Origin of the sequence: Enterococcus sp. PF1-24 (assembly GCF_029893325.1) — a bacterium.
Taxonomy (GTDB): Bacteria; Bacillota; Bacilli; order Lactobacillales; family Enterococcaceae; genus HY326.
Map to the genome: position 1 here is coordinate 1 of NZ_JARXWL010000025.1, position 24,654 is coordinate 24,654.

25 protein-coding genes are annotated in these 24,654 nt (G+C 36.2%); 19 read left to right on the forward strand and 6 right to left on the reverse strand.

Features of this window, described 5'->3' with window-relative positions:
* Nucleotides 1-63: 63 nt before the first annotated feature.
* The 3 genes from M2139_RS10830 to M2139_RS10840 all read right to left on the reverse strand — a co-directional run bounded on the left by M2139_RS10830 (nucleotide 64) and on the right by M2139_RS10840 (nucleotide 3,555).
* The gene (locus tag M2139_RS10830; protein ID WP_280738864.1) at nucleotides 64-462 is read right to left on the reverse strand and encodes a hypothetical protein; all 399 of its coding nucleotides are present in this window, start codon (nucleotides 460-462) and stop codon (nucleotides 64-66) included.
* Between the two features lie 31 nt (nucleotides 463-493).
* Complete coding sequence (gene helD, locus M2139_RS10835) at nucleotides 494-2,773, reverse strand: RNA polymerase recycling motor HelD (RefSeq protein WP_280738865.1); 2,280 nt, start codon at nucleotides 2,771-2,773, stop codon at nucleotides 494-496.
* 179 nt (nucleotides 2,774-2,952) lie between these two features.
* Nucleotides 2,953-3,555 (reverse strand): YdcF family protein, encoded by a 603-nt coding sequence (locus M2139_RS10840; RefSeq protein WP_280738866.1) that lies wholly within the window; start codon nucleotides 3,553-3,555, stop codon nucleotides 2,953-2,955.
* 167 nt (nucleotides 3,556-3,722) lie between these two features.
* Between M2139_RS10840 and M2139_RS10845 the strand changes: the two genes are divergently transcribed.
* Both M2139_RS10845 and M2139_RS10850 read left to right on the forward strand, forming a co-directional pair.
* Entirely contained in the window at nucleotides 3,723-4,184 is a 462-nt protein-coding gene (locus M2139_RS10845) for a GNAT family N-acetyltransferase (protein ID WP_280738867.1), read from the forward strand.
* Between the two features lie 166 nt (nucleotides 4,185-4,350).
* The gene (locus tag M2139_RS10850; RefSeq protein ID WP_280738868.1) at nucleotides 4,351-5,661 is read left to right on the forward strand and encodes a GH25 family lysozyme; all 1,311 of its coding nucleotides are present in this window, start codon (nucleotides 4,351-4,353) and stop codon (nucleotides 5,659-5,661) included.
* An 84-nt stretch (nucleotides 5,662-5,745) separates the two neighbouring features.
* On the opposite strand, the gene M2139_RS10855 is transcribed toward M2139_RS10850, so the two are convergent.
* Nucleotides 5,746-6,339, reverse strand: coding sequence for an aromatic acid exporter family protein (locus tag M2139_RS10855; protein WP_280738869.1), 594 nt, complete (start codon nucleotides 6,337-6,339; stop codon nucleotides 5,746-5,748).
* A 124-nt stretch (nucleotides 6,340-6,463) separates the two neighbouring features.
* Here M2139_RS10855 and M2139_RS10860 point away from each other — a divergent pair, with 124 nt between their 5' ends.
* Nucleotides 6,464-7,423, forward strand: a complete 960-nt coding sequence (locus M2139_RS10860; protein ID WP_280738870.1) for an aromatic acid exporter family protein — start codon at nucleotides 6,464-6,466, stop codon at nucleotides 7,421-7,423.
* Between the two features lie 74 nt (nucleotides 7,424-7,497).
* On the opposite strand, the gene M2139_RS10865 is transcribed toward M2139_RS10860, so the two are convergent.
* Nucleotides 7,498-8,454, reverse strand: a complete 957-nt coding sequence (locus tag M2139_RS10865) for a Gfo/Idh/MocA family oxidoreductase (RefSeq protein ID WP_280738871.1) — start codon at nucleotides 8,452-8,454, stop codon at nucleotides 7,498-7,500.
* Between the two features lie 253 nt (nucleotides 8,455-8,707).
* Between M2139_RS10865 and M2139_RS10870 the strand changes: the two genes are divergently transcribed.
* From M2139_RS10870 to purB, 8 genes are all read left to right on the forward strand, one after another.
* Nucleotides 8,708-9,229 (forward strand): hypothetical protein, encoded by a 522-nt coding sequence (locus M2139_RS10870; protein ID WP_280738872.1) that lies wholly within the window; start codon nucleotides 8,708-8,710, stop codon nucleotides 9,227-9,229.
* A gap of 12 nt (nucleotides 9,230-9,241) precedes the next feature.
* Nucleotides 9,242-10,078, forward strand: coding sequence for a M15 family metallopeptidase (locus M2139_RS10875; RefSeq protein WP_280738873.1), 837 nt, complete (start codon nucleotides 9,242-9,244; stop codon nucleotides 10,076-10,078).
* Between the two features lie 121 nt (nucleotides 10,079-10,199).
* Entirely contained in the window at nucleotides 10,200-10,841 is a 642-nt protein-coding gene (locus M2139_RS10880; protein WP_280738874.1) for a glycoside hydrolase family 73 protein, read from the forward strand.
* Between the two features lie 47 nt (nucleotides 10,842-10,888).
* Nucleotides 10,889-11,575: a hydrolase gene (locus M2139_RS10885; protein WP_280738875.1), complete on the forward strand. Its 687-nt coding sequence runs from the start codon at nucleotides 10,889-10,891 to the stop codon at nucleotides 11,573-11,575.
* Nucleotides 11,576-11,736: 161 nt separating this feature from the next.
* Nucleotides 11,737-12,312 (forward strand): xanthine phosphoribosyltransferase, encoded by a 576-nt coding sequence (locus M2139_RS10890; RefSeq protein WP_280738876.1) that lies wholly within the window; start codon nucleotides 11,737-11,739, stop codon nucleotides 12,310-12,312.
* 143 nt (nucleotides 12,313-12,455) lie between these two features.
* Nucleotides 12,456-12,944: a 5-(carboxyamino)imidazole ribonucleotide mutase gene (gene purE, locus M2139_RS10895; RefSeq protein WP_280738877.1), complete on the forward strand. Its 489-nt coding sequence runs from the start codon at nucleotides 12,456-12,458 to the stop codon at nucleotides 12,942-12,944.
* Nucleotides 12,937-14,088 carry a 5-(carboxyamino)imidazole ribonucleotide synthase gene (purK, locus tag M2139_RS10900; protein WP_280738878.1) on the forward strand — a complete coding sequence of 384 codons (1,152 nt, stop codon included), beginning with the start codon at nucleotides 12,937-12,939 and terminating at the stop codon, nucleotides 14,086-14,088. The genes purE and purK overlap by 8 nt, the downstream gene beginning before the upstream one ends.
* A 37-nt stretch (nucleotides 14,089-14,125) precedes the next feature.
* Nucleotides 14,126-15,427 carry an adenylosuccinate lyase gene (purB, locus tag M2139_RS10905; protein ID WP_280738879.1) on the forward strand — a complete coding sequence of 434 codons (1,302 nt, stop codon included), beginning with the start codon at nucleotides 14,126-14,128 and terminating at the stop codon, nucleotides 15,425-15,427.
* 43 nt (nucleotides 15,428-15,470) lie between these two features.
* On the opposite strand, the gene M2139_RS10910 is transcribed toward purB, so the two are convergent.
* Nucleotides 15,471-15,851, reverse strand: coding sequence for a hypothetical protein (locus M2139_RS10910; RefSeq protein WP_280738880.1), 381 nt, complete (start codon nucleotides 15,849-15,851; stop codon nucleotides 15,471-15,473).
* Between the two features lie 278 nt (nucleotides 15,852-16,129).
* Between M2139_RS10910 and purC the strand changes: the two genes are divergently transcribed.
* From purC to purH, 8 genes are read left to right on the forward strand one after another with little or no spacing between them, the layout of a single operon-like run.
* Nucleotides 16,130-16,837: a phosphoribosylaminoimidazolesuccinocarboxamide synthase gene (gene purC / locus M2139_RS10915; RefSeq protein WP_280738881.1), complete on the forward strand. Its 708-nt coding sequence runs from the start codon at nucleotides 16,130-16,132 to the stop codon at nucleotides 16,835-16,837.
* A gap of 30 nt (nucleotides 16,838-16,867) precedes the next feature.
* The gene (purS, locus tag M2139_RS10920) at nucleotides 16,868-17,122 is read left to right on the forward strand and encodes a phosphoribosylformylglycinamidine synthase subunit PurS (RefSeq protein ID WP_280738882.1); all 255 of its coding nucleotides are present in this window, start codon (nucleotides 16,868-16,870) and stop codon (nucleotides 17,120-17,122) included.
* Between the two features lies 1 nt (nucleotide 17,123).
* Nucleotides 17,124-17,801, forward strand: a complete 678-nt coding sequence (gene purQ / locus M2139_RS10925) for a phosphoribosylformylglycinamidine synthase subunit PurQ (protein WP_280738883.1) — start codon at nucleotides 17,124-17,126, stop codon at nucleotides 17,799-17,801.
* Nucleotides 17,802-17,803: 2 nt separating this feature from the next.
* On the forward strand, nucleotides 17,804-20,026 hold the full coding sequence (gene purL, locus M2139_RS10930; protein ID WP_280738906.1) for a phosphoribosylformylglycinamidine synthase subunit PurL: 2,223 nt from the start codon (nucleotides 17,804-17,806) through the stop codon (nucleotides 20,024-20,026).
* Nucleotides 20,011-21,450: an amidophosphoribosyltransferase gene (gene purF / locus M2139_RS10935; RefSeq protein WP_280738884.1), complete on the forward strand. Its 1,440-nt coding sequence runs from the start codon at nucleotides 20,011-20,013 to the stop codon at nucleotides 21,448-21,450. The genes purL and purF overlap by 16 nt, the downstream gene beginning before the upstream one ends.
* A gap of 34 nt (nucleotides 21,451-21,484) precedes the next feature.
* Nucleotides 21,485-22,531: a phosphoribosylformylglycinamidine cyclo-ligase gene (gene purM, locus M2139_RS10940; RefSeq protein ID WP_280738885.1), complete on the forward strand. Its 1,047-nt coding sequence runs from the start codon at nucleotides 21,485-21,487 to the stop codon at nucleotides 22,529-22,531.
* On the forward strand, nucleotides 22,528-23,100 hold the full coding sequence (gene purN, locus M2139_RS10945) for a phosphoribosylglycinamide formyltransferase (protein ID WP_280738886.1): 573 nt from the start codon (nucleotides 22,528-22,530) through the stop codon (nucleotides 23,098-23,100). The genes purM and purN overlap by 4 nt, the downstream gene beginning before the upstream one ends.
* Before the next feature lie 17 nt (nucleotides 23,101-23,117).
* A complete protein-coding gene (purH, locus tag M2139_RS10950) occupies nucleotides 23,118-24,653 on the forward strand; it encodes a bifunctional phosphoribosylaminoimidazolecarboxamide formyltransferase/IMP cyclohydrolase (RefSeq protein WP_280738887.1) in 1,536 nt (511 codons plus the stop codon).
* The last annotated feature ends 1 nt before the right edge of the window (nucleotide 24,654 follow it).

Genomic DNA, 24,654 nt, shown 5'->3' on the forward strand with positions numbered 1-24,654 from the left:
GAAATTAGGTCACCTTTCACCAGTAGATTACCGGAAAAAGATGACTAAAATGAGATGCTCTTTTTAAATTGTGTCAAAAAGTAGTTGCATTCCCTTGCCATCAGAATGTTCTTTTTTATATTTATACTGATAAATTATAATTGAGTTACCTTGTTCAATTAATTCTTTAACCCCACCTAGTTTGAGTGCTTGATTATAAATATACTCGTATTCATCAGAATATTTATTTTCATCTGCAATGCTTAAAATAGAGATAGCTGTTTTATAATGAGAGTTTATCTCTTCTGATACTTCGGTTTGTTTAGTAATCTTTTTTGAGGGTTTTCCAAGTATCTCCGTGACTTCTTGTTCAGTCATTCCTCTGCCTACATCATCAAAAGATTCACTTGTTAGCTTTCGACAACCACTTAGAAAAATTATACTTAAAAACAGAAAAACAAACACTTTTAACCTTTTTTTCATTTTGACACCCCTTTTTGAACCGTAAAATTTCTTACACTTCCTTCAATAAATAAGCACTTTCAGGTATTTCAGATAAAAGTGGGCTAGCAGATTGAATAGTAACCACAGCTAATTCATGCATTGCCCGGGTAGCCATCGTATATAAAATTAATTGGTCTTGGCTAGTTGTAAAGTTTTGGAAATTAATATCCCAAAGGTAGACATTATCAAATTCCAACCCTTTTGCTAGATAGGCTGGGATAATAATTACTGAACGTTTTAAAAAGTCATCTTCAGAAGCCACTAATTGAATTTTCTGTTGCCACTCATCAGATAATTGTGCATACAAAGCTTGACAATCAGCTAGAGATTTAGCAATAATGGCTGTTCGCCAGTAAGGGTGTTGCTGATTGATTTGTAATAATTGTTTTTGCAAATAAGATAAAGCTCCTTGTTGGCTGTGAGCTCTGATAACTATTGGTAAATTACCATCACGAGCAGTTGTTTCTGAAAGACTATCTTCTGAAAGTAAATGATTAGCAAATTCAGTAATTTGACTAGTAGAACGATAACTTGTTGTTAATTCATAAGTTTTTACTTCATCATTAGTAAATAAATGTGGTAATAACTGCACAATACTTTCGTTAGCAAAGACTTTTTGATTTAAATCACCACAGAAATTAAAACTTGCTCGTGGATAGAGTTTCCGTAATAAAGCCACTTGCGCTGGAGAAAAATCTTGCATTTCATCAATAAAAATAAAACGAGCTTTTTGTTTAGGGGTGAAAGGAATCATGGCTTTTTGTAATAAAAAGAACAAGACGGCATCTTCTTGCAAGAGTTCTTTTTGACCAAAAGCACGTCGGGTAGCTAATAAGTTTTCTTGCCAATCTTCTGTTGTAATATCGTTATCTTGCAAAATTTTTGCAGGAGTTGATTGTAAGAAATGCAAATATTGCTTATTGTAATTGATAAAGCGATAGCGTTTGATTCGTAAGGATAAAGGTCGGAATTTTTGAGCAACAATTTGTTGTGCCAATTTGCGACGTAGTCGTTTTTCATTTTTTTCATTATCTTCAAAATCAGGATCATTAGCCACGACATCATCAATAATTTCTTCGACAGCATCTTTTACCCAAGTTTTACGAGCTTCATCTTTTTGTAGGCCACCAATTTTTTTCAAAAGCTTTGTTTGCAACAGTTGCATTCTTTGATACATTGGTAATTCAATATTAGTTTCTTGATACCAATAACGAATTTTACTTTTTTCAATCACAACTTGTTGGTCAACTTTTAAATCTTGGAAAAGGGGACCGAAAAGAGTGATTTTTTTAGTATATTTTTCTAAAAAATCTACCAATTGTAAACCACTTTTTAAACGATTACTAAGATTTTTTTCACCACTTAAAAAAGTTTCTTCTTGTTGCGCTTCATTAATAATTTGATATTGCGGCAACAAGCCATGAACAAATTGTTGAAAAGTTAGCGTTGGAATGCCACTTTCACCTAATGAAGGCAACACAGTTGAAATATAGTCGCTAAATAAATGGTTAGGGGAGAATAATAATACTTCTTGGCTATCCAACCATTTGCGATTACTATACAAAACATAGGCAACTCTTTGTAAAAGTGCAGATGTTTTCCCACTACCGGCAATTCCTTGTACTAAAAGGTGTTTATTTTTATCGCGAATGATAGCATTTTGAGCTTTTTGAATGGTGGAAACGATATTTTTCATCTTATTCGAAGACGTTTCCGCTAAAATATCTAATAATAAATCATCGGTTAAAGTGTCGGAAGTATCCGCCATTGCTTGAATCTTAGCATCACGAATTTTGAATTGACGTTTTAAAGTTAACTGAACATCATGCATACCATCTACAGATTCATAACTAGTAGCTCCTAATTCACCTTCATAAAAAAGATTAGAAATAGGGGCCCGCCAGTCAATTACGATGGGATTTTCATGACGATCTCTAAGAGAAGCAATCCCAATATATAATTTTTCATTTTCTTGATCTTCGCTAAAATCAATTCTTGCGAAATAAGGATTATCTTCCATAATATTCAAGGTTTTTAAACGTTTTTCTTGGGCTTCTAGTGTTTGGTAGCGTAAAAGTAGTTCTTGTTCATGTTGATAATAATCCATAGCGGACTCATAAAAAGCTTCATCTGAACCAAAGCGAATTTGCTGATCAGCAGTTTGCTCACTTTGTTCTTTCATAATTTGCTGAGCAGATTGTTGTTGTTTCTTTAATACATAATCTTCCTGCTTAATAATAGTGACTGTTTCTTCAACATGAAGCTGTTCTAATTGCTGTTCTTTATCCAAAAAAATGCTCCTTTTCTTTAAAAAGCCAAATGTTTCTGCTTTGAAATAAAAATGCTATACGTATACTTTTGAAAAACTAAGAAAAATACCTTTTTCTTAGGAAATAATAAATATTTAGACATAAAATTATAGCATAGCTAGCCAGAAAAAGATAATTAAAAAAATAGGGCTATCGTCTATTATTTCCACACAAATAATAGATGATAACCCATTGCCAAAATTTCTCTTAAATAACTGTGATATTTTGAAGAATTATCAGTAGTAGCACTGGAACCTTCTAAATGAAAACCGAGACGTTTAGCGATTGATTTTGTGCGGGACATATGATAATCATTGGTGACTACAACGGCATTGTTTAAAGGCACTAACTCATTTGAAAATTTCAAATTTTCTAAAGTGCTAGTTGATTTATTTTCACGGATGATTTGTGCTTCAGGGATGCCATTTTTAATAAGATATTTTGCCATGACATTGGCTTCAGAATCAGCTTCATCAGTACCTTGGCCACCAGAAACAATAATGGTGATTTCTGGATGATTAGTGAAATATTGTATAGCTTTATCTAAACGTTCTTGTAGTGATTTGCTAGGAATAGCTGTTTCTTTAGTTTTTCCTTGCACTTGTGCCCCTAAAACAATCAAGGTATCACTAGTGATTTCTGGATTGGGGGAACTTTTAAATTCCTTTAAAATCATTGCGGTTACAACTAAGCCATAACCAGTTGCCACTACAAAAATAATAGCCACAAGATTAATAACTGTTTTTTTGATTCTTTTCTTCATCAGTTGAAAATTCCTTTTTCTTTTTAGTCTAGCAAGTTTTTCAGAAATATGCGATAAATTTCCCTTGGATTTAATTAAAATTGAATAAATTATTAAGCCTTATAAAATGGGGAAGTGTGATATATTATAAATAAGTAGTCAAATTTTTACAGAAATGAGGGAAGAAAATGATTGAAATTAAAGAAATAACCATGAATCAATTGGAAGACGCTCATTGGTTGTTAATTTTAGATGCTGACCCTGCTAAAGAGGTGGTTGAAAAATATTTATCACGTAGCCGAATTTTTGTAGCAGAAAGACAATCACAAGTAGTTGGGATTTTATTACTTTTACCAACTCGTCCAGAAATTGTTGAAATTATTAATCTTGCTGTGGCAGAAGAGTTTCGTGGTCAAGGAATTGCTACCAAATTGATTCACCATGTAATTGAGTTAGCCAAACAAGAAAATTATCAACAAATAGAAGTCGGCACAGGCAGTACAGGCGTAGAACAACTTTATTTGTATCAAAAATGTGGTTTTCGTATGAGTCATATTGAACAGGACTTTTTTGTAAGTCATTATTCAGAAGAAATTATCGAAAATGGTCTTGTTTTAAAAGACATGGTTCGCTTAAATCAAACATTGTAAGCGAAAGATGACTACTTATTCACGCGGGGGATAGGTGGTTGTTTTTTTCTGTAACAATTAGATTAAAAAGTTATCAATTATTTAACAAAGCTTCTTTTAATAGTTATTAGTGTTAGAATAATATAGAAATAAAAAAATTATAAAGAGATTTTGAAAGGGAATAAAGATGAAGAAAAAAAATGTTTGTCGTTTTTTGGTGCTAAGTACACTTGCGACAATTGGTATGCCAGCAGTTTTTGCTGAAGCTACTGAAACTACGCAAGAGGTTGTTGAAATTGAATTACAAGATAATCTTCTAGAAGGTTTTGATTTCTATTTACCAGAGGAAGAAAAAAATTCGGATTTAAATCCAGAAGAAACAGCAGTTAGAGGCTTTTTAACTCGGACAGATGTTGATGATGTTCGTGCGGGTGAGGGTAATCGTCCACGGGCGGACTTTATTGATGTTTCTTCTCACAACGGTAATATTTCTGTTGCGGACTATCAAAAAATGATGGCTTATGGCGTTACTGGTGTAATTGTTAAAGCCACAGAAGGAACTAGCTACCGTAATCCTAATGCAGGTTCACAAGTTAATAATGCTTTACAAGCAGGCTTGAAAGTTTCTGTTTATCACTATGCTCATTATACAAGCGGTGAAGCAGCTAATGCTGAAGCTGAATATTTTGCAAACTATGTAGCAGAATTAGGTTTACCTAAGACTGTTAACATGGTTGATGATATTGAAGAAGGCGTTATGAAAAATGCCAATTTGAATCCGACAACGGCAGCTTTTACTAGTCGTTTGAATCAATTAGGCTATAATAATGTTTATTATTATACTTCATTAAGCTGGTTGAACCAGTCAAGTTATAGTGGTCCATTTTCAGTTGACCAATTTGGTGCGAAAAATATTTGGGTAGCCCAATATCCTTATCAACCTGATGCTTCAATGAACTGGAATAATGGCAATGCGGCTTGGCAGTGGAGCTCAAGATATTATGTTGATGGCATCGCTCATTCTTTTGATATTTCAATTGATTACACTGGACTATTTAGTAATGGCGTGTCAGCAGAGGCAGAAGGTAGTGTTTACCGAGCTTATAACCCAAATAATGGTGGACATTTGTATACTTTGAATAAAATTGAACACAATATCGCAATTAACCAAGGTTGGCATGATGAAAAGGTAGCTTTCAAAGCTGCTGATGCAAGTAATGGTGTACCAGTTTATCGTGTTTACAACCCTAATTCTGGAGAACATTTCCTAACAAAAGATGCTAATGAATATAATCATTTAGGTTCACTTGGTTGGCGTCAAGAAGGCATTTCATTCCATTCTGCTAGTGGTAATGGTGGTAAAGAAGTTTACCGTGTCTATAATCCTAACGATAAGAGTGCCGGTTCTCATCACTACACAAATAGTAAAGCCGAAGTTGATTGGCTAGTTGGCCAAGGCTGGCGTTATGAACAAGTGGCTTTCAGATGTGCCGATTAATGATTTACTGATAAGAAAATAAGAAATCCTGTGGCAGATGTCCGATAAAAGGGCGTCTATCACAGGATTCTTTATGTAGTTGAGTCATTTTTTCTTTTGCTGAGAAATTTGCTCTTGAACCGCTAAAAGCTGTTTTCTTAAGCTATCTTGTTTTGCCGCTAAAACAGCAAGGTCTTCGGTAATTTCCGCTTTTTGTTCTTTGGGTTTAGGTGAAGTAAAAAAGTTTAAGGCAATTGCAATAAAAGTTCCTACAAAAGTTTCGAAAACCCGACTTAAAATATAAAGTAAAGATTCACCTTCAGGAATATTTAAAGTGATTAATAGTAATGTCGAAATTGCTGAAACAATCCCTGTATTATTATCAATCCCGTTGGAAATCGCAATACATAAAGCGACTAATAAAGGCACTAAAATAACTTCCGCTAAAAATTCATCAGGAAAATAAGCTTTAACGAAAAAATAAAATAAAGCCAAGCCGCCACCTAAGCTGTTTCCGATAATTCTTGATTTACCGAAGGAAACACTAGTATTTAAATCCTGCCTTAAAGCGAAAATTGCTGCAACTGCTGCAATCATCGGTTTTTCACCAGTAGTAAAATGAAAAATCAAAATACAGAGCATGACAGCTATGGCACTTTTTGTTGTTCTTAAGCCGATTCTAAATTTTTTCCACTCCATCGCTTGACCACTCCGTTTCTGTCTATACTATAGCAAAGAAAAGACAAAAAGCTAGTGTTTTGCTACTAGATTTTGTATAATCTTTAGAAATTGACTTTTTGAAAAAAATAAAAAGGGGACAGTTATGCATATCGGATTACGAACAATTAAAACAGCAGTTAGTGCTACTTTAGCTATTTTACTTGCTAATTTTTTACAATTAAGCAATCCAACTTCTGCGGGAATTATTGCCGTTTTGAGTTTAACAAATACAAAGCGTTCTTCTATAGAAACAGGCGTTAATCGTTTAGTGGCATTAGCACTGGCGACTTTAATTAGTAGTTTGTGTTTTACTATTTTAGGTTATCGCACTATTGCTTTTGGAATTTATCTACTATTATTTATTACTTTAACAGTTAAATTTAAGCTTTCTGATGGAATTGTCGTTTGTTCAGTTTTGGTTACGCATTATTTGACTCAACAAAGTATGGATTATCGTTTAATTTTTAATGAGTTTGCTTTGATGATTATTGGCGTTGGCTTTGCTTTGTTAATGAATTTACATATGCCTAACATTGAAAAAGATTTGCAAGATAGACAAGCGAAAATTGAATTATCTTTTCGAGAAATCTTTTCAGCCATGGCGGTAGCTATCAATCATTCCGCTCAAAGTCAGACTTTATGTCAAGAAATTACAGAATTGAAGAAATTTATTCGTGAAACAGAAGCTTTAGCGACACAATTTCAAGAAAATCATTGGTTTAATCCTAATTTATACTACGTTAGCTATTTTTCAATGCGGCGAACACAAGCTGAAATTTTGTTAGAAATGAGTAGTCATTTACAGAAAATCGCTGTAGCCCCTGAACAAGTTCAAGGAATGCAATCTTTGTTAGAATTGGCAGCTAGCACTTTTGCTGAAGAAAACGATGGACAAGAACTATTAGCAGCAATTTTTCAAGTTTATGAAATGTATCGACAAATGTCGCTACCACAAACCCGAGATGAGTTTGAAAATCGGGCAGAGCTATTTCAATTTTTACAATTATTTACTTCTTTAATAGAAATTAAAGCGGAATTTGCTCAAAAAGAAAATCAAGAATAAAAAAAGCGTGAACAATAAGTTTTTAATTTTCCTTTCATCAGTAAAGGAAGCCGACTTAATGTTCACGTTTTTTATTATTTATTTTGCCAATGTTGTTGCATTTGGTCTAAAAGACTAATCACATCAGTTGTTAAATCCAATGAAGTGTTCGGGCGGTTATTTTCCACCATATCTATAAAATTGCTGACTTCATAATTTAGAGCTTGGCTGCTAGTGCCAACTTCAATAAATTCTTTGCTGCCATCGTTAAAAATAATTTCCGCTTGATCCGCTCGCGGATATTCAGGAATTGTGATATAAGCATTTTCGCAAGCGACGATACCGATTTTTGGCATTTTTGCTTGGAAAGTTAAACTGACAGTTGCCATTTCATTTTGCTGATTTTTTAAAATAGTAATGGATTGCTCATCAACTCCTGTTGAAAAAGGTAACATCGCGCTAGCCACAACAGTGGGTTGTTGGTTCATAAAGAAGCGAGCAAAGGAAACCGCATAAGTGCCGATATCTAATAAAGCACCACCAGCTAATTCTGGATTGAAGAAACGATTCGTAGGATCAGGTTCTTTGTAGCTACCAAACGGCGCTTGAATCATTTTAAGCTGACCTAATTTACCGCTAGTTACAGTGGCTTTTAGTTGTTGGTAAAGCGGCATAGTGAAAATAGTCATAGCTTCTGCTAAAATTAAATTTTTCTCGCTAGCTAATTGTTTAGCGGCAGTTAATTCTTGCTGGTTCATAGTAATAGCTTTTTCACAAAGAACGTGTTTACCAGCTTCTAAAGCCAATAAGATATGTTCAATATGTTGACGATTAGGGACAGCGATATATATAATGTCAATTTCAGAATCAGCTAGTAACTCTGCATAACTGCCATAAGCTTTAGGAATCTGATATTGGTTAGCGATTTTTTCGGCTTTAGCAATTTGGCGAGAGGCGACTGCAGTTATTTCAGCGTGTTCTTGCTGAAATTGAGTAATAAATTGCTGAGCAATATCACCTAAACCAATGATGCCCCAATGATAAGTTTTCAAATAAAACACTCCTATCGTATAATTATCTATTCATTATAACTTATAATGCCCTTAATCTAAAAATAATACGATTAAAAATAGTTTCCGCTAGTAATAAATAGTCGGTTTTCTTGCTTAATTGTTATTTGAATGTTATATTTTTAAGAATATGTTGCAATTGATAAAGATAGGTTAAAAAAACATAACAACTACAGGAAACTCGTGCTTTTTTCTTCATTTTTGAGTAAAATAATACTAATGGGAGGCTGAAAGTATGCATCAAGTTTATATTAACATTGTTATTAGTGCGATATTAGAGCAGTTCGACTCCGAAAATCACTTTTATACTGAGCAATTAGGAATTTCAGAGTTTGAATGGCTTAATTGGAAAGAAGGCAAAGTTAACTTATCTTCAGATAATTTACAAAAGATTAAAGGCTTGTTTAGTGATTATGAATGGATGCTATTGCAAAAAATCTTGCGTCAAAGCGTTCTTTTTCCAGAAAAACGTAATGTTGCAGTCAATGAATATAAGCGACTAAAAGTAGCGATTGCTCAAAAATGGCTTGAAAACAAACTAGCTACAGTCGATTTGATCGCACCAACCAAGGAAGACGAAGAAAAGCGGGTACCCTATATTCATTTACGAGTTGCTGTTAACTACGGCGAGTGGGGTTTTGACGATATTATTAGTTTTCGTTTACCAGCAGCTGTTCAGCAACAAATTGAAGGCTCAGAAGTTCCCTTGTTGGATTGGGCCAATGAAAATCTTTTAGATACCTATATTAAAGAATAAAGGAATAGGCTTGTGAAAAATAAAAAACAGTGGAATAAACTTTTGGGAATTGCTTCAGTAATCATTCTTTTTGGAACGACTTACTATTCATTAGCAGATAGCTATAAAAACTTTAAAAATGATCAGCCAGAAACGACTGCACCTGCTAAAGAAAATACGGCAAATAATACCAAAGATAAGAATAACAATGATAAAGATACAACTAATAATAAAAAAAATAGTGATTTGCCAGATGTATCTGTTAATGATTGGCAATTATCTTTAGTAGGACCTTTTAATAAAATTAAAGAGGAAATCCCTGAAGATCAGTTGGTAAACGTTGCCGATTATGGTGAAGAGAAGTTAGATAAGCGCATTGCCGAAGAGTATACAGCTTTAGCCGCTGCTGCTCAAGAAGCTGGGTTTCAATTAGTGCCGGTTTCGGCATTCCGTTCAATCGCTTCCCAACAAACGGTTTTTGACGGGACAGTTGCGCAGAAGAAGACTGAATTGAATCTTTCTGATGAAGACGCAATTACCAAAGCGAAAGAAACCGTTACTGAACCAGGCTTTAGTGAACATCATACCGGTTTAGCAGTGGATGTGGTAGATGGTGATTGGTACAATAATTACACTGAGTATGCTGGCGAGCTTTTAGATGAAGCTTACGGTAAACGACCAGGTGCTGAGTGGTTAGCGAAAAATGTTGCTAATTATGGTTTTATCATTAGATATTTAGACGGTGCTGAAAAGATTACCGGAATCACTTATGAACCATGGCATTTACGTTATGTTGGTAAAGAAAGTGCCCAGTATATTACTAAGCACAATATCACTCTAGAAGAGTATTTAGAGTTATTAGAAGAATAGACAAAGCATTAGAATGGAAATACAAAACTAATTGCTTAATTAATTTAGCTGTAAGAGCCAGTAGTTTTTACTTAAGTTTAAACTAGCAGCTCTTGCGGCTTTTATACAAGGGGAGCATAAATTGGCAAGAAAGAGACGACGTTCCTCAAGGAAAAGGAAATCTGATTTTGGAAAAGTAAGCATTGCGATTATTATTTTAATTGGTTCTTTTTTGATTTTTGTGAGAGCCTTTATTTCATTAATTAGCCCAGTATTTAATAATGACAATAACGAAGTAGTTGTAGAACAGCAACATGAAAGTATGAGTCACGAAGAATTTATTCAATTCTTGCAACCTCATGCAAAAGCCTTGCAAGCAGAATATGGTATTTTACCAAGTATTATTTTAGGGCAGGCGATTTTAGAGTCAGATTGGGGTAAGAGTCAGTTAGCTTCTGAATATTATAATTTATTTGGAATTAAAGCCTCTGAAGGCACGCCCAAAGTTACTTTAGAAACTATGGAATTTGTTAATCAAAAATGGATTACAATTCAAGGTGATTTCCGTGTTTACAATTCCTGGGAAGAATCAATGCGAGAGCATACTTTGCTATTTGTTAATGGCGTTAGCTGGGATCCTAATTTATATGCGGGGGTTTTAGTTGCCGAGAATTATCAACAAGCAGCCATAGCTTTACAAGAAGCTGGCTATGCTACTGATCCTGATTATAGCACTAAAATTATTCAAGTAATTGAAAGTCATCAGCTAAATCAATACGATTAAAAATCTTTACATTGTTGTATGATTACATGAAAGCAGGCGAGGAAGTTATGGAAGAAAAATTTGTGCCAGAAATTATGACTGAGCTACGTCAAGATATTGTGCGGGTACCACCGATTATTAATCAAACTAGTGGGATTATGATTTTTGGTAAAGTTATTCATTCGATTATCTTTACTACTGATATCTCAATTATTCGTAATACCGATGCTAATGCTGTAATTGCGGTTTATCCTTTTACGCCACATCCAGCGATAACGAAAAGTATTATCGAAGCCGCTGATATCCCCGTTTTTTCTGGGGTAGGTGGTGGCTTAACCCAAGGGAGTCGCTGTTCTTATATGAGTATGTTCGCTGAAGCACAAGGTTCAATTGGTGTGGTTTTAAATGCACCAACCCCGCTGGAAACAGTCGTTGATGTTTGCAAAGTTGTTGATATTCCGGTAGTTAGTACCGTAACTTCAATTCATACACCGATTGAAGAAAAATTGGCAGCTGGCGTTTCCATCATCAATATTAGCGCAGGTAAAGATACCGCCAAAACAGTTGCTCACTTCCGTAAACTTTATCCAGAATTACCAATTATGGCAACGGGTGGACCAACAGAAGCAAGTATTGAAGAAACGATCGCAGCAGGCGCAAATGCGATTACTTTTACGCCACCGACTAATGGTGATTTATTTAGTAAGAAAATGGAAAAATACCGTAAAACAGAATTAGAAAATTTAAATCAATAATCAAAAGCTAAGAAAATTGCTAAATGAGTGATTTCTTAGCTTTTTTGCTTTTTAATAATAAAGCTTGCTTGCAATTTATTAGATTTATGAATAAACTAAAACATAAGCGAAAATCAAACTAATTTTTCAAAAGAAAAATTAATATTATGAGGAGGATAAAAATGAAAAAATTAATCGAACGTATTCAAAAAGATGGGACTGTTTTAAGTGGGGAAGTTCTTAAAGTTGATAGTTTTTTAACTCACCAAGTAGATGCGGAATTAATGAAAGAAATCGGCGAAGTATTTGCTGAAAAATTTGCAAGTGAAGGCATTACTAAAGTAGTTACGCTAGAAGCTTCCGGCATTGCACCAGCTGTCTTTACAGCTTTAGCGTTAAATGTACCTATGGTTTTTGCACGTAAAGCTAAGAGCTTGACTTTGAATGAAGAGTTATTAACTACTTCTGTTTATTCTTTTACCAAACAAGTAACTAGTACGGTTTCTATTTCTCGTAAATTTTTATCAGCTGATGACAATGTTTTAGTAATTGATGATTTTTTGGCGAATGGTCAAGCTGCCAAAGGGTTAATCGAACTTTGCCAACAAGCTGGGGCTAATGTTGTTGGTGTAGGGATTGTAATTGAAAAATCTTTCCAAAGTGGCCGTAAACTATTGGAAGATATGGGGATGCCAGTTTATTCACTAGCTCGCATTAAAGCTTTTGTAGATAACCAAGTAGAATTTATTGAAGAGTAGTAAATAGCTTAAAACACGAATATTAGATAGATAAAAAAAGATATCATTCGATTTTCTTTGACAGGAAATCTATTGCTTGTTAAAATTAGGAAAAGAAATAAGAGTCAGTAATTTTCTGAAAACTAACAGTAAGGGGAGCAAAGATGGAAGCATTAGTTGCAGTAATTATGGGGAGCACATCTGATTGGGAAACAATGAAATTCGCCTGTGATAGTTTAGATGAATTAGGAATTGCTTATGAGAAAAAAGTGGTTTCTGCTCATCGAACACCAGATTTGATGTTTGATTTTGCTGAAAAGGCTCGTGAAAGAGGCATTAAAGTTATTATCGCTGGAGCAGGTGGTGCCGCTCATTTACCTGGCATGGTAGCAGCAAAAACCACTTTACCAGTTATTGGTGTACCCGTGCAGTCTCGTGCGTTAAATGGCTTAGATTCCTTATTATCAATTGTGCAAATGCCTGGGGGAATCCCTGTGGCTACCACGGCAATTGGTAAAGCGGGAGCAACTAATGCAGGCTTATTAGCCGCTCAAATTTTATCAATTAATGATGAAGCTATCGCCGAAAGAATTGCTGAAAAACGCCAGCAAATGACGAAAACAGTATTAGAAAGTAGTGATCAACTTGGATAAGCCATTATTACCAGGAGCAACCATCGGTATCGTTGGTGGTGGGCAACTAGGACGAATGTTAGCGATTAGCGCCAAACAAATGGGTTTTCGCGTAGGGATTTTAGATCCCGTAAAAGATTGTCCGGCTGCACAAGTAAGTGATTGGCATGTAATTGCTGGTTATGATGAAACTTGTGCTTTAGAGGAATTATCTAAGCGTTGCGATGTTGTTACTTATGAATTTGAAAATGTTGACGTAGCTGCATTAAGCAGTATTGAAAATAATGTTCCAATTCCCCAAGGGACAGATATGTTAGCTATTACCCAAGATCGCTTATTAGAAAAAGCCTTTTTGGAAGAAAATAATATTGTGATTGCACCTTATGCAACCATTACCACGCCAGCCGATATAATTACAGAAATTGACAGCATCGGTTATCCTTGCGTGTTGAAAACCACGCGTGGTGGTTATGATGGCAAAGGTCAATTTGTGATTCATAAAGAAGAGGATTTAGTTGAAGCGATGCCTTTATTAAAACAAGGCACTTGTGTGTTAGAAGCATGGATTCCTTTTGAAAAAGAAATTTCAGTTGTGGTGGCTGGCAACGGTAAAGGAGAAACTAGTGTTTTCCCAGTAGTTGAAAATATTCATCGCCATAATATTTTGCATCAAACGATTGTACCAGCGCGAATTACAAATGAAGTTTCTGATGAAGCACAACGGATTGCTAAAATTATCGCTAAAGCTTTAAATCTAGCTGGTGATTTAGCTGTTGAGATGTTTTTAACGCGAAATGGTGGCTTATATGTTAATGAATTGGCGCCAAGACCGCATAATTCTGGGCATTATTCCATTGAGGCTTGCTCGATTAGTCAATTTGATGCCCATATTCGTGGAATCTGTAGTTGGCCAATGCCAAATGTTCGTTTATTAAGTCGTGCCTTAATGATTAATATTTTAGGGGATGAGTTGAAAGAAACTTATCAATTAATTCCTGAAAAACCAACTTGGAATTTCCATTATTATGGAAAGGCCGAAGCGAAAAGCGGCCGTAAAATGGGGCATATCACCATTTTAACCAAAGAAATGCGGAAACTTTTAAAAGAAGTAAAAGCAACAGGTATTTGGGATAAAAAAACTAGAAGCAATCAGTCAAATCTTTAAAAGTTTAAAGTAAAAGAGATAAGAGAGGGAGAAATTCATGTTAGAGCGTTATTCTCGTCCCGAAATGGCGGCGATCTGGACAGATCAAAATCGTTATCAAGCGTGGTTGGAAGTTGAAATCTTAGCTGATGAAGCTTGGGCGGAGCTAGGCTATATTCCCCAAGAAGATGTGAAAAAAATTCGCGAAAATGCTACTTTTGATGTGGCGCGTATTTTAGAAATTGAAGAATCAACCCGTCATGATGTTGTGGCCTTTACGCGAGCTGTTTCTGAATCATTAGGAGAAGAGCGTAAATGGGTGCATTACGGCTTAACAAGTACCGATGTAGTAGACACTGCTTATGGTTATTTAATTAAACAAGCCAACGATATTTTGCGAAAAGATTTGCAAAATTTTGCGGATATTATTGCAGTAAAAGCTAAAGAACATAAATATACGGTGATGATGGGTAGAACGCATGGTGTGCATGCGGAACCAACAACTTTTGGTTTGAAATTGGCATTGTGGTATTCTGAAATGCAACGGAATATTGAACGCTTTGAACATGCTGCTAAAGGAGTAGAAGCTGGTAAAATTTCTGGTGCGGTGGGAACTTTTGCTAATATTCCACCAGCTGTTGAAGAATATGTCTGTACCCATTTAGGAATTCGTCCACAAGATATTTCTACGCAAGTTTTACCAAGAGATTTGCATGCTGAATATTTTTCTGCCATGGCACTAATTGCTACTAGTATTGAAAAATTTGCTACAGAAATTCGCGGGCTTCAAAAATCTGAAACACGAGAAGTAGAAGAATTTTTTGCTAAAGGGCAAAAGGGTTCATCAGCAATGCCCCATAAACGCAATCCAATCGGCTCAGAAAATATGGCGGGCTTAGCGCGGGTTGTCCGGGGACACATGGTTACTGCTTATGAAAATGTTAGCTTATGGCATGAGCGGGATATTTCTCATTCTTCAGCAGAACGGATTATTATTCCTGATACGACAATTTTACTTAATTATATGTTAAATCGTTTTGGTAATATTGTTAAAAATCTGACGGTTTTCCCTGAAAATATGAAGCGCAACATGGATGCTACTTTTGGTTTAATTTATAGCCAACGGGTCTTGTTGAAATTAATTGATAATGGCATGACCAGAGAAGCAGCTTATGATTTAGTGCAACCAAAAACAGCTTATGCCTGGGATCATCAAACGGCTTTTCGACCATTACTGGATGCAGATGAAAAAATCACTTCAGTGTTATCGAAAGCAGATCTAGATGATGCTTTTGATTACAATTATCATTTGAAAAATGTTGATATCATTTTTGAGCGTATGGGCTTAGGCGAAGCGTAAAGAAAAAGCGACTGAGAAGATTCTCAGTCGCTTTTTTACGTATTTAAGCAATAACAGGTTGTAAAAGATTGGCATTTACATATTCTTCTTTTAGCAAAGTTAAGAGATTTTCAATTAATAAATAGTCAACTTCATCTTCATTAAAGCTTATTTGAATTTTATAACAAGTTTTAAGTAGATGTTGTTCTTGAATTTGTTGAACAGTAATTTGTTCGTGAAAATTGTTTACATAATGGAACGTTTGCTTACGATCATCAAATAATCTATGTGTTGCTCGACGAATTTTTCGTAAAGAGTAGTGTTTAACGTTTTGATTTTTTTCGTGAATCTTACTAATCTTTAACAATTCATTATAAAGAGCTGTTTTTTGCTGATTATCCAAGCCAGCCAAAAACGTTTGCGCCAATTTCCAATAATTTTCCATATTCAAGCCCCCTGAAATAGATATTTAAACTATAGCATTGTTTTCCGGAAATGTAAACGCTTGATAAATTTGTGATTAATCAATTTTTGCGGCAAACACGAACGTTTTGTTAGTTAATGCTTTTTAATGTAAATAAAACGTTGACCTTAATATTTTCAGTTGCTAAAATAAAAGTGAATTAACGAACGAATTTTCACTTTGTTCTGAAAAACGTTTGTATAAAATCAGCTGTAAGAGTTAACAACTCATTCCGCTTTATATTAAAGGAGATAAGATTTGTGGAAAAGATAGAACTTTTATATGAAGGAAAAGCCAAAAAACTTTTTAAGACAGATGAGCCTGATGTCTTATGGGTAGAGTATTTAAACCAAGCGACTGCCTTAAATGGCGCTAAAAAAGATTTGATTCAAGGTAAAGGTCAGTTAAACAATCAAATTACCAGTTTAATTTTTGAGCGCTTAGCTGAAAAAGGTATTTCAAGCCATTTTATTAAAAAAATATCTAAAACCGAACAATTAGTTAGGAGCGTCGAAATTATTCCCCTAGAAGTAGTTGTTCGTAACACTGCAGCTGGCAGCTTTGCCAAGCGTTTAGCTATTCCTGAAGGTACACCACTAAAATTTCCAATCATTGAATTCTATTTCAAAAATGATGAATTAGATGACCCTTTCATAAATGACGAACATATCAAAGTATTAGAAATTGCGACAGCTGCAGAAATTGAAGTGATTAAAGAAATTGCTTTACAAGTTAATCAAGCTTTACTAGCTTTATTTTCAGAAATCGAGATTCGCTTGATTGATTTCAAAATTGAAGTAGGTCGCAGCGAATCAGGAATTTTATTATCTGATGAAATTTCACCAGATACTTGTCGTTTGTGGGATATGAACAGCAATCAGCATTTAGATAAGGATATTTATCGTCGTGATTTAGGTGATTTAATTCCTGTCTACCAAGAAGTGTTAAATCGTTTATCTACCAAATAAATAATAAAAAATAAAAGGAGTTCAATTATTATGTATTTTGTAAAAGTTTATGTCACTTATAAGGAATCTGTTTTAGACCCCCAAGGCGAAGCCGTTAAAGGTGCTGTACACCGGATGGGTTACAACGAATTTGAGGAAATTCGAATTGGTAAGTATTTTGAAATAAAAATTGCTAAGAGTGAACGGCCAGTTGAAACGTTAGTAGAAGAAGTTTGTGATAAATTGTTAGCTAATGTTAATATGGAAAGCTATCGTTACGAAATTACTGAGTTGGAGGAAGCGTAAAATGAAATTTGCTGTAATCGTCTTTCCAGGCTCCAATTGTGATATGGATATGCTTTGGGCAGTTAAAGATGTGATGGGGGCAGAAGCTGAATACGTGCGTCATGATGCTAAAAGTTTAGCTGGCTTTGATGGCGTTTTACTACCTGGCGGCTTTTCTTATGGAGATTATTTACGTTGCGGCGCAATTGCGCGTTTTTCAAATATTATGGAAGAAGTCATTCGTTTTGCTGAAGAAGGGAAACCAGTCTTTGGTACTTGCAATGGCTTTCAAGTGTTAACTGAAGCGGGCTTATTACCAGGCGCTTTACGGAGAAATGAGTCTTTACATTTTATTTGTAAGACAGCTACTTTAAAAGTTGTTAACAATCAAACGGCTTTTACTTCTGAGTACGCTGAAAAAGAAATCATTCAAATTCCTGTTGCTCATGGTGAAGGCAATTATTACTGTGATGAAGCAACCTTGGCTGAGCTGAAAGCCAACAACCAAATCGTCTTTACTTATGAAGATGAAAATATTAATGGCAGTATTGAAAGTATCGCCGGTATTACTAATAAAGCTGGTAATGTTTTAGGAATGATGCCCCATCCAGAGCGGGCGATGGAAAGTTTGTTAGGCTCTGAAGATGGTAAAAAATTCTTTGCTTCAATTTTGAAAAACTTCGGAAAGGTGACTGCTTAATGATGATGAACATAATGGAACCGACTCCTTTAGAAATTAAAGAAAAACGAATTTATACAGAGTGGGGCTTGACTGATGAAGAATATCGCATGATTGCCGAAGATATTTTAGGCAGAATGCCCAATTATACTGAAACAGGTTTATTTTCAGTAATGTGGAGCGAACATTGCTCTTATAAAAATTCAAAACCTGTTTTACGCAAATTTCCGACAAGTGGTTCGCAAGTTTTACAAGGTCCCGGTGAAGGTGCGGGGATTGTTGATATCGGCGATGGCCAAGCGGTTGTTTTTAAAGCTGAAAGCCATAATCATCCTTCTGCTGTTGAACCTTATGAAGGCGCAGCAACTGGTGTTGGCGGCATTATTCGCGATATCTTCAGTATGGGAGCTCGCCCGATTGCGATTTTAGATTCTCTACGTTTTGGTGAGTTAGATAATGAGCGCACCAAATATTTATTAGAAGAAATTGTTAGCGGAATTAGTGGCTATGGCAACTGTATCGGGATTCCGACAGTTAGCGGCGAAGTTGCTTTTGACGCTTGTTATAGTGGAAATCCTTTAGTGAACGCTATGTGTGTTGGTTTAATCGACCATAAAGACATTCAAAAAGGTCAAGCCAAAGGTGTCGGCAATGCCATTATGTACGTTGGCGCTAAAACTGGTCGCGATGGCATTCACGGGGCAACTTTTGCTTCTGAAGAATTTGTTGAAGGGGAAGAACAACAACGTTCAGCCGTACAAGTTGGCGATCCCTTTATGGAAAAATTATTATTAGAAGCTTGTTTGGAATTAATTTTAGATCACGCCGACATTTTAGTTGGGATTCAAGATATGGGAGCCGCTGGTTTAGTTTCTTCAAGTGCCGAAATGGCTTCAAAAGCCGGTTCTGGTTTAAAACTTTATTTAGATGATGTACCACAACGGGAAACAGGCATGACGCCTTATGAAATGATGTTATCAGAATCACAAGAACGGATGTTAATCTGTGTTGAAAAAGGTCATGAAGAAGAAGTTGTTGAACTTTTCAAAAAATATGATTTAGATGCAGTGTCTATCGGTGAAGTAACTGATGACGGCATGTACTGCTTATATCATAAAGGTCAAGAAGTAGCGAATTTACCAGTTGATGCTTTAGCGGAAGATGCACCTGTTTACAATAAAGAAAAACAAGAACCAGCGCGGATTCAAGAATTTGCTGCTATGGCAGATTTTAAACCAGTGGTTGAAGATGCTTCTGAAACTTTAATGGCTTTATTACAACAACCAACGATTGCTTCTAAAAAATCAATTTACGAAACTTATGATTCACAAGTGCGTACCAATACGGTTGTTCGACCTGGTAGCGATGCTGCTGTTCTACGTGTTCGGGGAACGAATAAAGCATTAGCGATGACGACTGACTGTAATGCTCGTTATTTATATTTAAATCCGGAAATTGGTGGTCAAATCGCAGTAGCTGAAGCAGCTCGAAATATTGTAGCGAGTGGTGGTCAACCTTTAGCGATTACCGATTGCTTAAATTATGGTTCTCCTGACAAGCCAGAAGGTTTTTGGGAATTATGGACTTCAGCTGACGGGATTGCGGCAGCTTGTGAAATGTTAAATACACCTGTTATTTCTGGTAATGTTTCTTTATACAACGAAACTGATGGCAAAGCCATTTATCCAACGCCAATGATTGGTATGGTTGGCTTAATTAAAGATTTAGCAGATATTACGACTCAAGAATTTAAACAAGCTGGCGATTTAATTTATGTTATCGGTGAAACCAAAGCTGATTTCAACGGTTCTGAATTACAAAAAATGCAGTTAGGTAAAATTGAAGGTCGTTTGATGGACTTTGATTTAACTGTTGAAAAAAATAATCAAGCTTTAGTTTTAGCAGCAATTCAAGCCGGCTTAGTAGCCAGTGCTCATGACTGTGCGGAAGGCGGTTTAAGCGTTGCACTTGCCGAAAGTTGCTTTACGCAACAACTTGGCGCTTCAGTAACATTAGAGATGCCAAAAGAAAATCTATTTTCAGAAACACAATCACGTTTTGTGATTTCCGTTAAACCTGAAAATCAAGAAGCCTTTGAAGCTTTAGTAGCTGAGAAAGCTGTTAAGATTGGGGTTGTTACTGAAAATCCACAATTATTGATTGCTGTTACTGATGGCAAAGTTGCTGTTGATGTGAAACAAGCGCATAAATTGTGGGAGGAAGCTATTCCATGTCTTATGAAGTAAAAAGTTTAAATGAAGAGTGTGGTGTCTTTGGAGTCTGGGGACATCCAGACGCTGCCAGGGTAACTTATTTTGGTTTACACAGTTTACAGCATCGCGGGCAAGAAGGCGCCGGCATTGTTGTCAATCGCGAAGGAAAATTAGACGGTCATCGTGGTTTAGGGCTATTGTCAGAAGTTTTTAAAGATGATCGCCAATTAGATCGTTTAAAAGGCAACGCCGCCATTGGTCACGTCCGTTATGCAACGGCGGGTAATGGCAGCGTCGATAATATTCAACCTTTCCTTTTTAAATTTTATGATGGTTCATTAGGCTTAGCTCATAACGGCAATTTAACTAATGCCAAGAGCTTACGCAATGAGTTAGAGCAAGCTGGGGCGATTTTTCATTCTAATTCCGATACTGAAATTTTAATGCATTTAATTCGGCGCAGTCAGCAGCCAACTTTTACTGAACAGCTAAAAGAAGCTTTGAATCAAGTTAAAGGCGGTTTTGCTTATTTGTTAATGACTGAAACTTCTATGATTGCGGCGCTAGATCCTAACGGTTTTCGCCCTTTAGCGATTGGCAAAATGAAGAACGGTGCTTATGTGGTAGCTTCAGAAACCTGTGCGTTAGAAGTGATTGGTGCGGAATTTGTGCAAGATGTTCATCCTGGCGAATTTGTGATAATTAACGATCAAGGGATTCAGGTTGAAACTTATACGGAAGATACCCAATATGCGATTTGTGCGATGGAATACATTTATTTTGCTCGTCCCGATTCAAATATTGCTGGTATTAACGTCCATACCGCTCGTAAAAATATGGGGCGAATTTTAGCGGAAGAAGCGCCGATTGATGCCGATATGGTGGTAGGCGTTCCAAATTCTTCTTTATCAGCTGCCAGCGGTTATGCCGAGGCCAGCGGGATTCCTTATGAAATTGGATTAGTTAAAAATCAATATATTGCTAGAACCTTTATTCAACCAACGCAAGAGTTAAGGGATCAAGGCGTGCGGATGAAATTATCAGCCGTTCGTGGCGTTGTTGAAGGGAAAAAAGTTATCATGGTTGACGATTCAATTGTGCGAGGAACGACCAGTCGACGAATTGTTCAACTATTAAAAGAAGCCGGCGCAAAAGAAGTTCATGTGCGGATTGCTTCGCCACCATTAAAATATCCTTGTTTTTATGGTATTGATATTCAAACGCGCAAAGAATTAATTGCCGCCAATCATTCTATTGAAGAAATTCGTCAGTGTATCGGTGCTGATTCGCTAAAATATTTAAGCGAAGAAGGCGTAATCAATGGGATTGGCTTAAATTTCGATGCACCATATTCAGGTTTATGTATGGCTTATTTTAATGGCGATTATCCAACGCCTTTGTATGATTATGAAGAAGCTTATCAAGCATCATTAGAAGAAAAAGTATCCTTTTTTTAAAAGTTAAAAGGGATTAAATTTTAAGGAGGACAGCATGGCAAATGCATATGCAAAAGCCGGTGTCGATGTTGAAGCTGGCTATGAAGTAGTTGAAAGAATTAAAAAACATGTTAAACGCACGGAACGTCTTGGTGTGATGGGAGCATTAGGCGGTTTTGGTGGTTGTTTTGATTTATCGACGGTGGATGTGAAGGAACCAGTTTTAATTTCAGGAACAGATGGTGTGGGCACGAAGTTGATGGTAGCCATTCAAGAAGATCAACACGCAACAATTGGCATTGACTGTGTGGCTATGTGTGTCAACGATATTGTCGCTCAAGGTGCAGAACCATTGTATTTTCTTGATTATATTGCTACAGGTAAAAATATTCCGGCCCGCTTAGAGCAAGTTGTGGCTGGTGTAGCTGAAGGCTGTGTTCAAGCAGGAGCGGCTTTAATCGGCGGCGAAACGGCTGAAATGCCTGGGATGTACGGTGAAGATGATTATGATTTAGCTGGTTTTGCTGTGGGGATTGCTGAAAAAAGCCAATTAGTAACTGGCGAAAAGATTGCTGAAGGGGATATTTTGGTAGGATTACCTGCTTCAGGGATTCACTCTAATGGCTATTCATTAGTTCGTAAAGTCTTTTTTGAAATGAATGATTTCACCGGTAGCAGTCAGCTACCTGAATTAGGCGATACCACTTTAGGTGCTGAGTTATTAACACCAACAAAAATCTATGTCAATGCTTTGTTGCCGTTAGTTAAACAAGAATTAGTTCATGGAATTGCTCACATTACTGGGGGCGGTTTTATTGAAAATATTCCTAGAATGTTGCCAAACGATTTAGCTGCTGAAATCGAAATGGGTTCTTGGCCAGTTTTACCAATCTTTAAGGCATTAGAAAAATATGGTGAGATTTCTGCGATGGAAATGTATGAAATCTTCAATATGGGCTTAGGGATGGTTTTAGCGGTAGCGCCTGATAAGTTAGCGGAAGTAAAAGCAACGTTAGCTGAGCAAAATGAAGCTTGTTATGTTGTCGGCAAAGTAGTTAAAAAAGCTGATGAAGTCGTTATTTTGAAAGGAAAAGCAGAATGAGAATTGCTGTCTTAGCTTCAGGAAGTGGTAGTAATTTTGAAGCCATTGCGCAAGCTATTGCTGATAAAAAAATCGCTGGTGAAATTGTTTTACTATTTTCTGATCAACCAAAAGCTTATGTTTTAGAGCGGGGAAAAAAATTTAATGTTGCAACCGCCGCTTTTTCTCTTAAAGATTTTGATTCTAAAGGCGATTATGAAACAGCTTTGCTGACAATTTTACAAGAGTATCAAGTGGAATTAGTTGTTCTAGCAGGCTATATGCGAATTGTCGGCAAAGATTTATTGGCGGCTTTTCCAAATAAAATCATTAATATTCATCCCGCTTTACTGCCTAATTTTCCTGGCATGCATGGCATTGCTGATGCTTTTAACGCTGGTGTCGCTGAAACGGGTGTAACGGTTCATTATGTTGATGCTGGCGTAGATACGGGGCCAATTATCGCTCAAGGCAAAGTTGCCATTACTGAAGAAGACACTTTAGCTTCTTTAGAAGAAAAAATTCATGCTTTAGAGCATCAATTATATCCGCAAGTAATTAATCAAGTTGTTCAAGAAAATCAAGCATAAAGGAGCAAATTTAACTCATGAGAAGAGCATTAATTAGTGTTTCTGATAAAACAGGCGTTATTGAATTTGCTAAAAACTTAGTAGATTTAGATTTTGAAATCATTTCAACAGGTGGCACTAAAGTTGCTTTAGAAGCAGCCGGTGTTCCTACTTTGGCGATTGATGAAGTAACTGGTTTCCCTGAAATGATGGATGGACGAGTGAAAACTTTACATCCTAAAATTCATGGTGGTTTACTAGGTCGCAGAGATTTAGCTAGTCATATGGATGCAATGGCTGAACATGATATTCAACCAATTGATGTGGTTTGTGTTAATTTATATCCTTTTAAAGAAACCATTCTGAAACCTGATGTAACAGAAGAATTGGCAATTGAAAATATTGATATCGGTGGTCCTAGTATGCTGCGCTCGGCTGCTAAAAATCACAGTGCTGTAACTGTAGTTGTGGATCCAGCAGATTATCAAGTTGTCCTTGATGAGTTGCAAGCAACTGGCGATACAACTTTAACTAATCGCAAAAAATTAGCGGCGAAAGTTTTCCGTCATACGGCTGCTTATGATGCTCTAATTGCTAGTTATTTAACTGATTTAGTGGGAGAAGAAAATCCAGAATCGTTAACTTTGACTTATGATTTAAAACAAACTTTACGCTATGGTGAAAATAGCCATCAAGAAGCTGTTTTTTATCAAAATAGTTTACCAGTTGATTTTTCAATTGCTAGTGGAAAACAATTGCATGGTAAAGAATTATCATACAACAATATTAAAGATGCCGATGCTGCGATTCGCATCTCGCGTGAGTTTGATGAACCAGCAGTTGTGGCGGTTAAACATATGAATCCTTGTGGTATCGGGATTGGGGAAACCATTTTTGATGCTTATCAATCAGCCTATGCTGCTGATCCAGTTTCGATTTTTGGCGGAATCATCGTTTTAAATCGGGAAGTGGATGTAAAAACGGCTGAAAAAATGCATGAACTTTTCTTAGAAATTATCATTGCACCAGCTTTTGAAGAAGACGCTTTTGAAATTTTAGCTAAGAAGAAGAATTTACGCTTAATGACGATTGATTTCACTAACAAAAAACAAGCGACTGATGCAGAAGTTGTTTCCGTTTTAGGTGGCGTGTTACTGCAAGATCAAGATGTGATTAGCGAAAATGTAGCTGACTGGCAAGTGGTAACGAAACGTCAACCAACGGCTGAAGAAATGGTGGCGCTGGATTTTGCTTGGAAAGCTGTGAAACACGTGAAATCTAACGCAATCGTGGTGGCTAATAACCATCAAACTTTAGGGATTGGTGCCGGTCAAATGAATCGGGTGGGTTCTGTTAGAATTGCGATTGAACAAGCAGGCGCCAAAGTTTCTGAAGCGGTTTTAGCTAGTGATGCATTTTTCCCAATGAGCGACAGTATTGAATACGCTGCTGAAAAAGGAATAAAAGCGATTATTCAACCTGGTGGTAGTATCCGCGATCAAGAATCAATTGATATGGCTGATAAATACGGCATCGCGATGCTCTTCACTAATGTTCGTCACTTTAGACATTAAA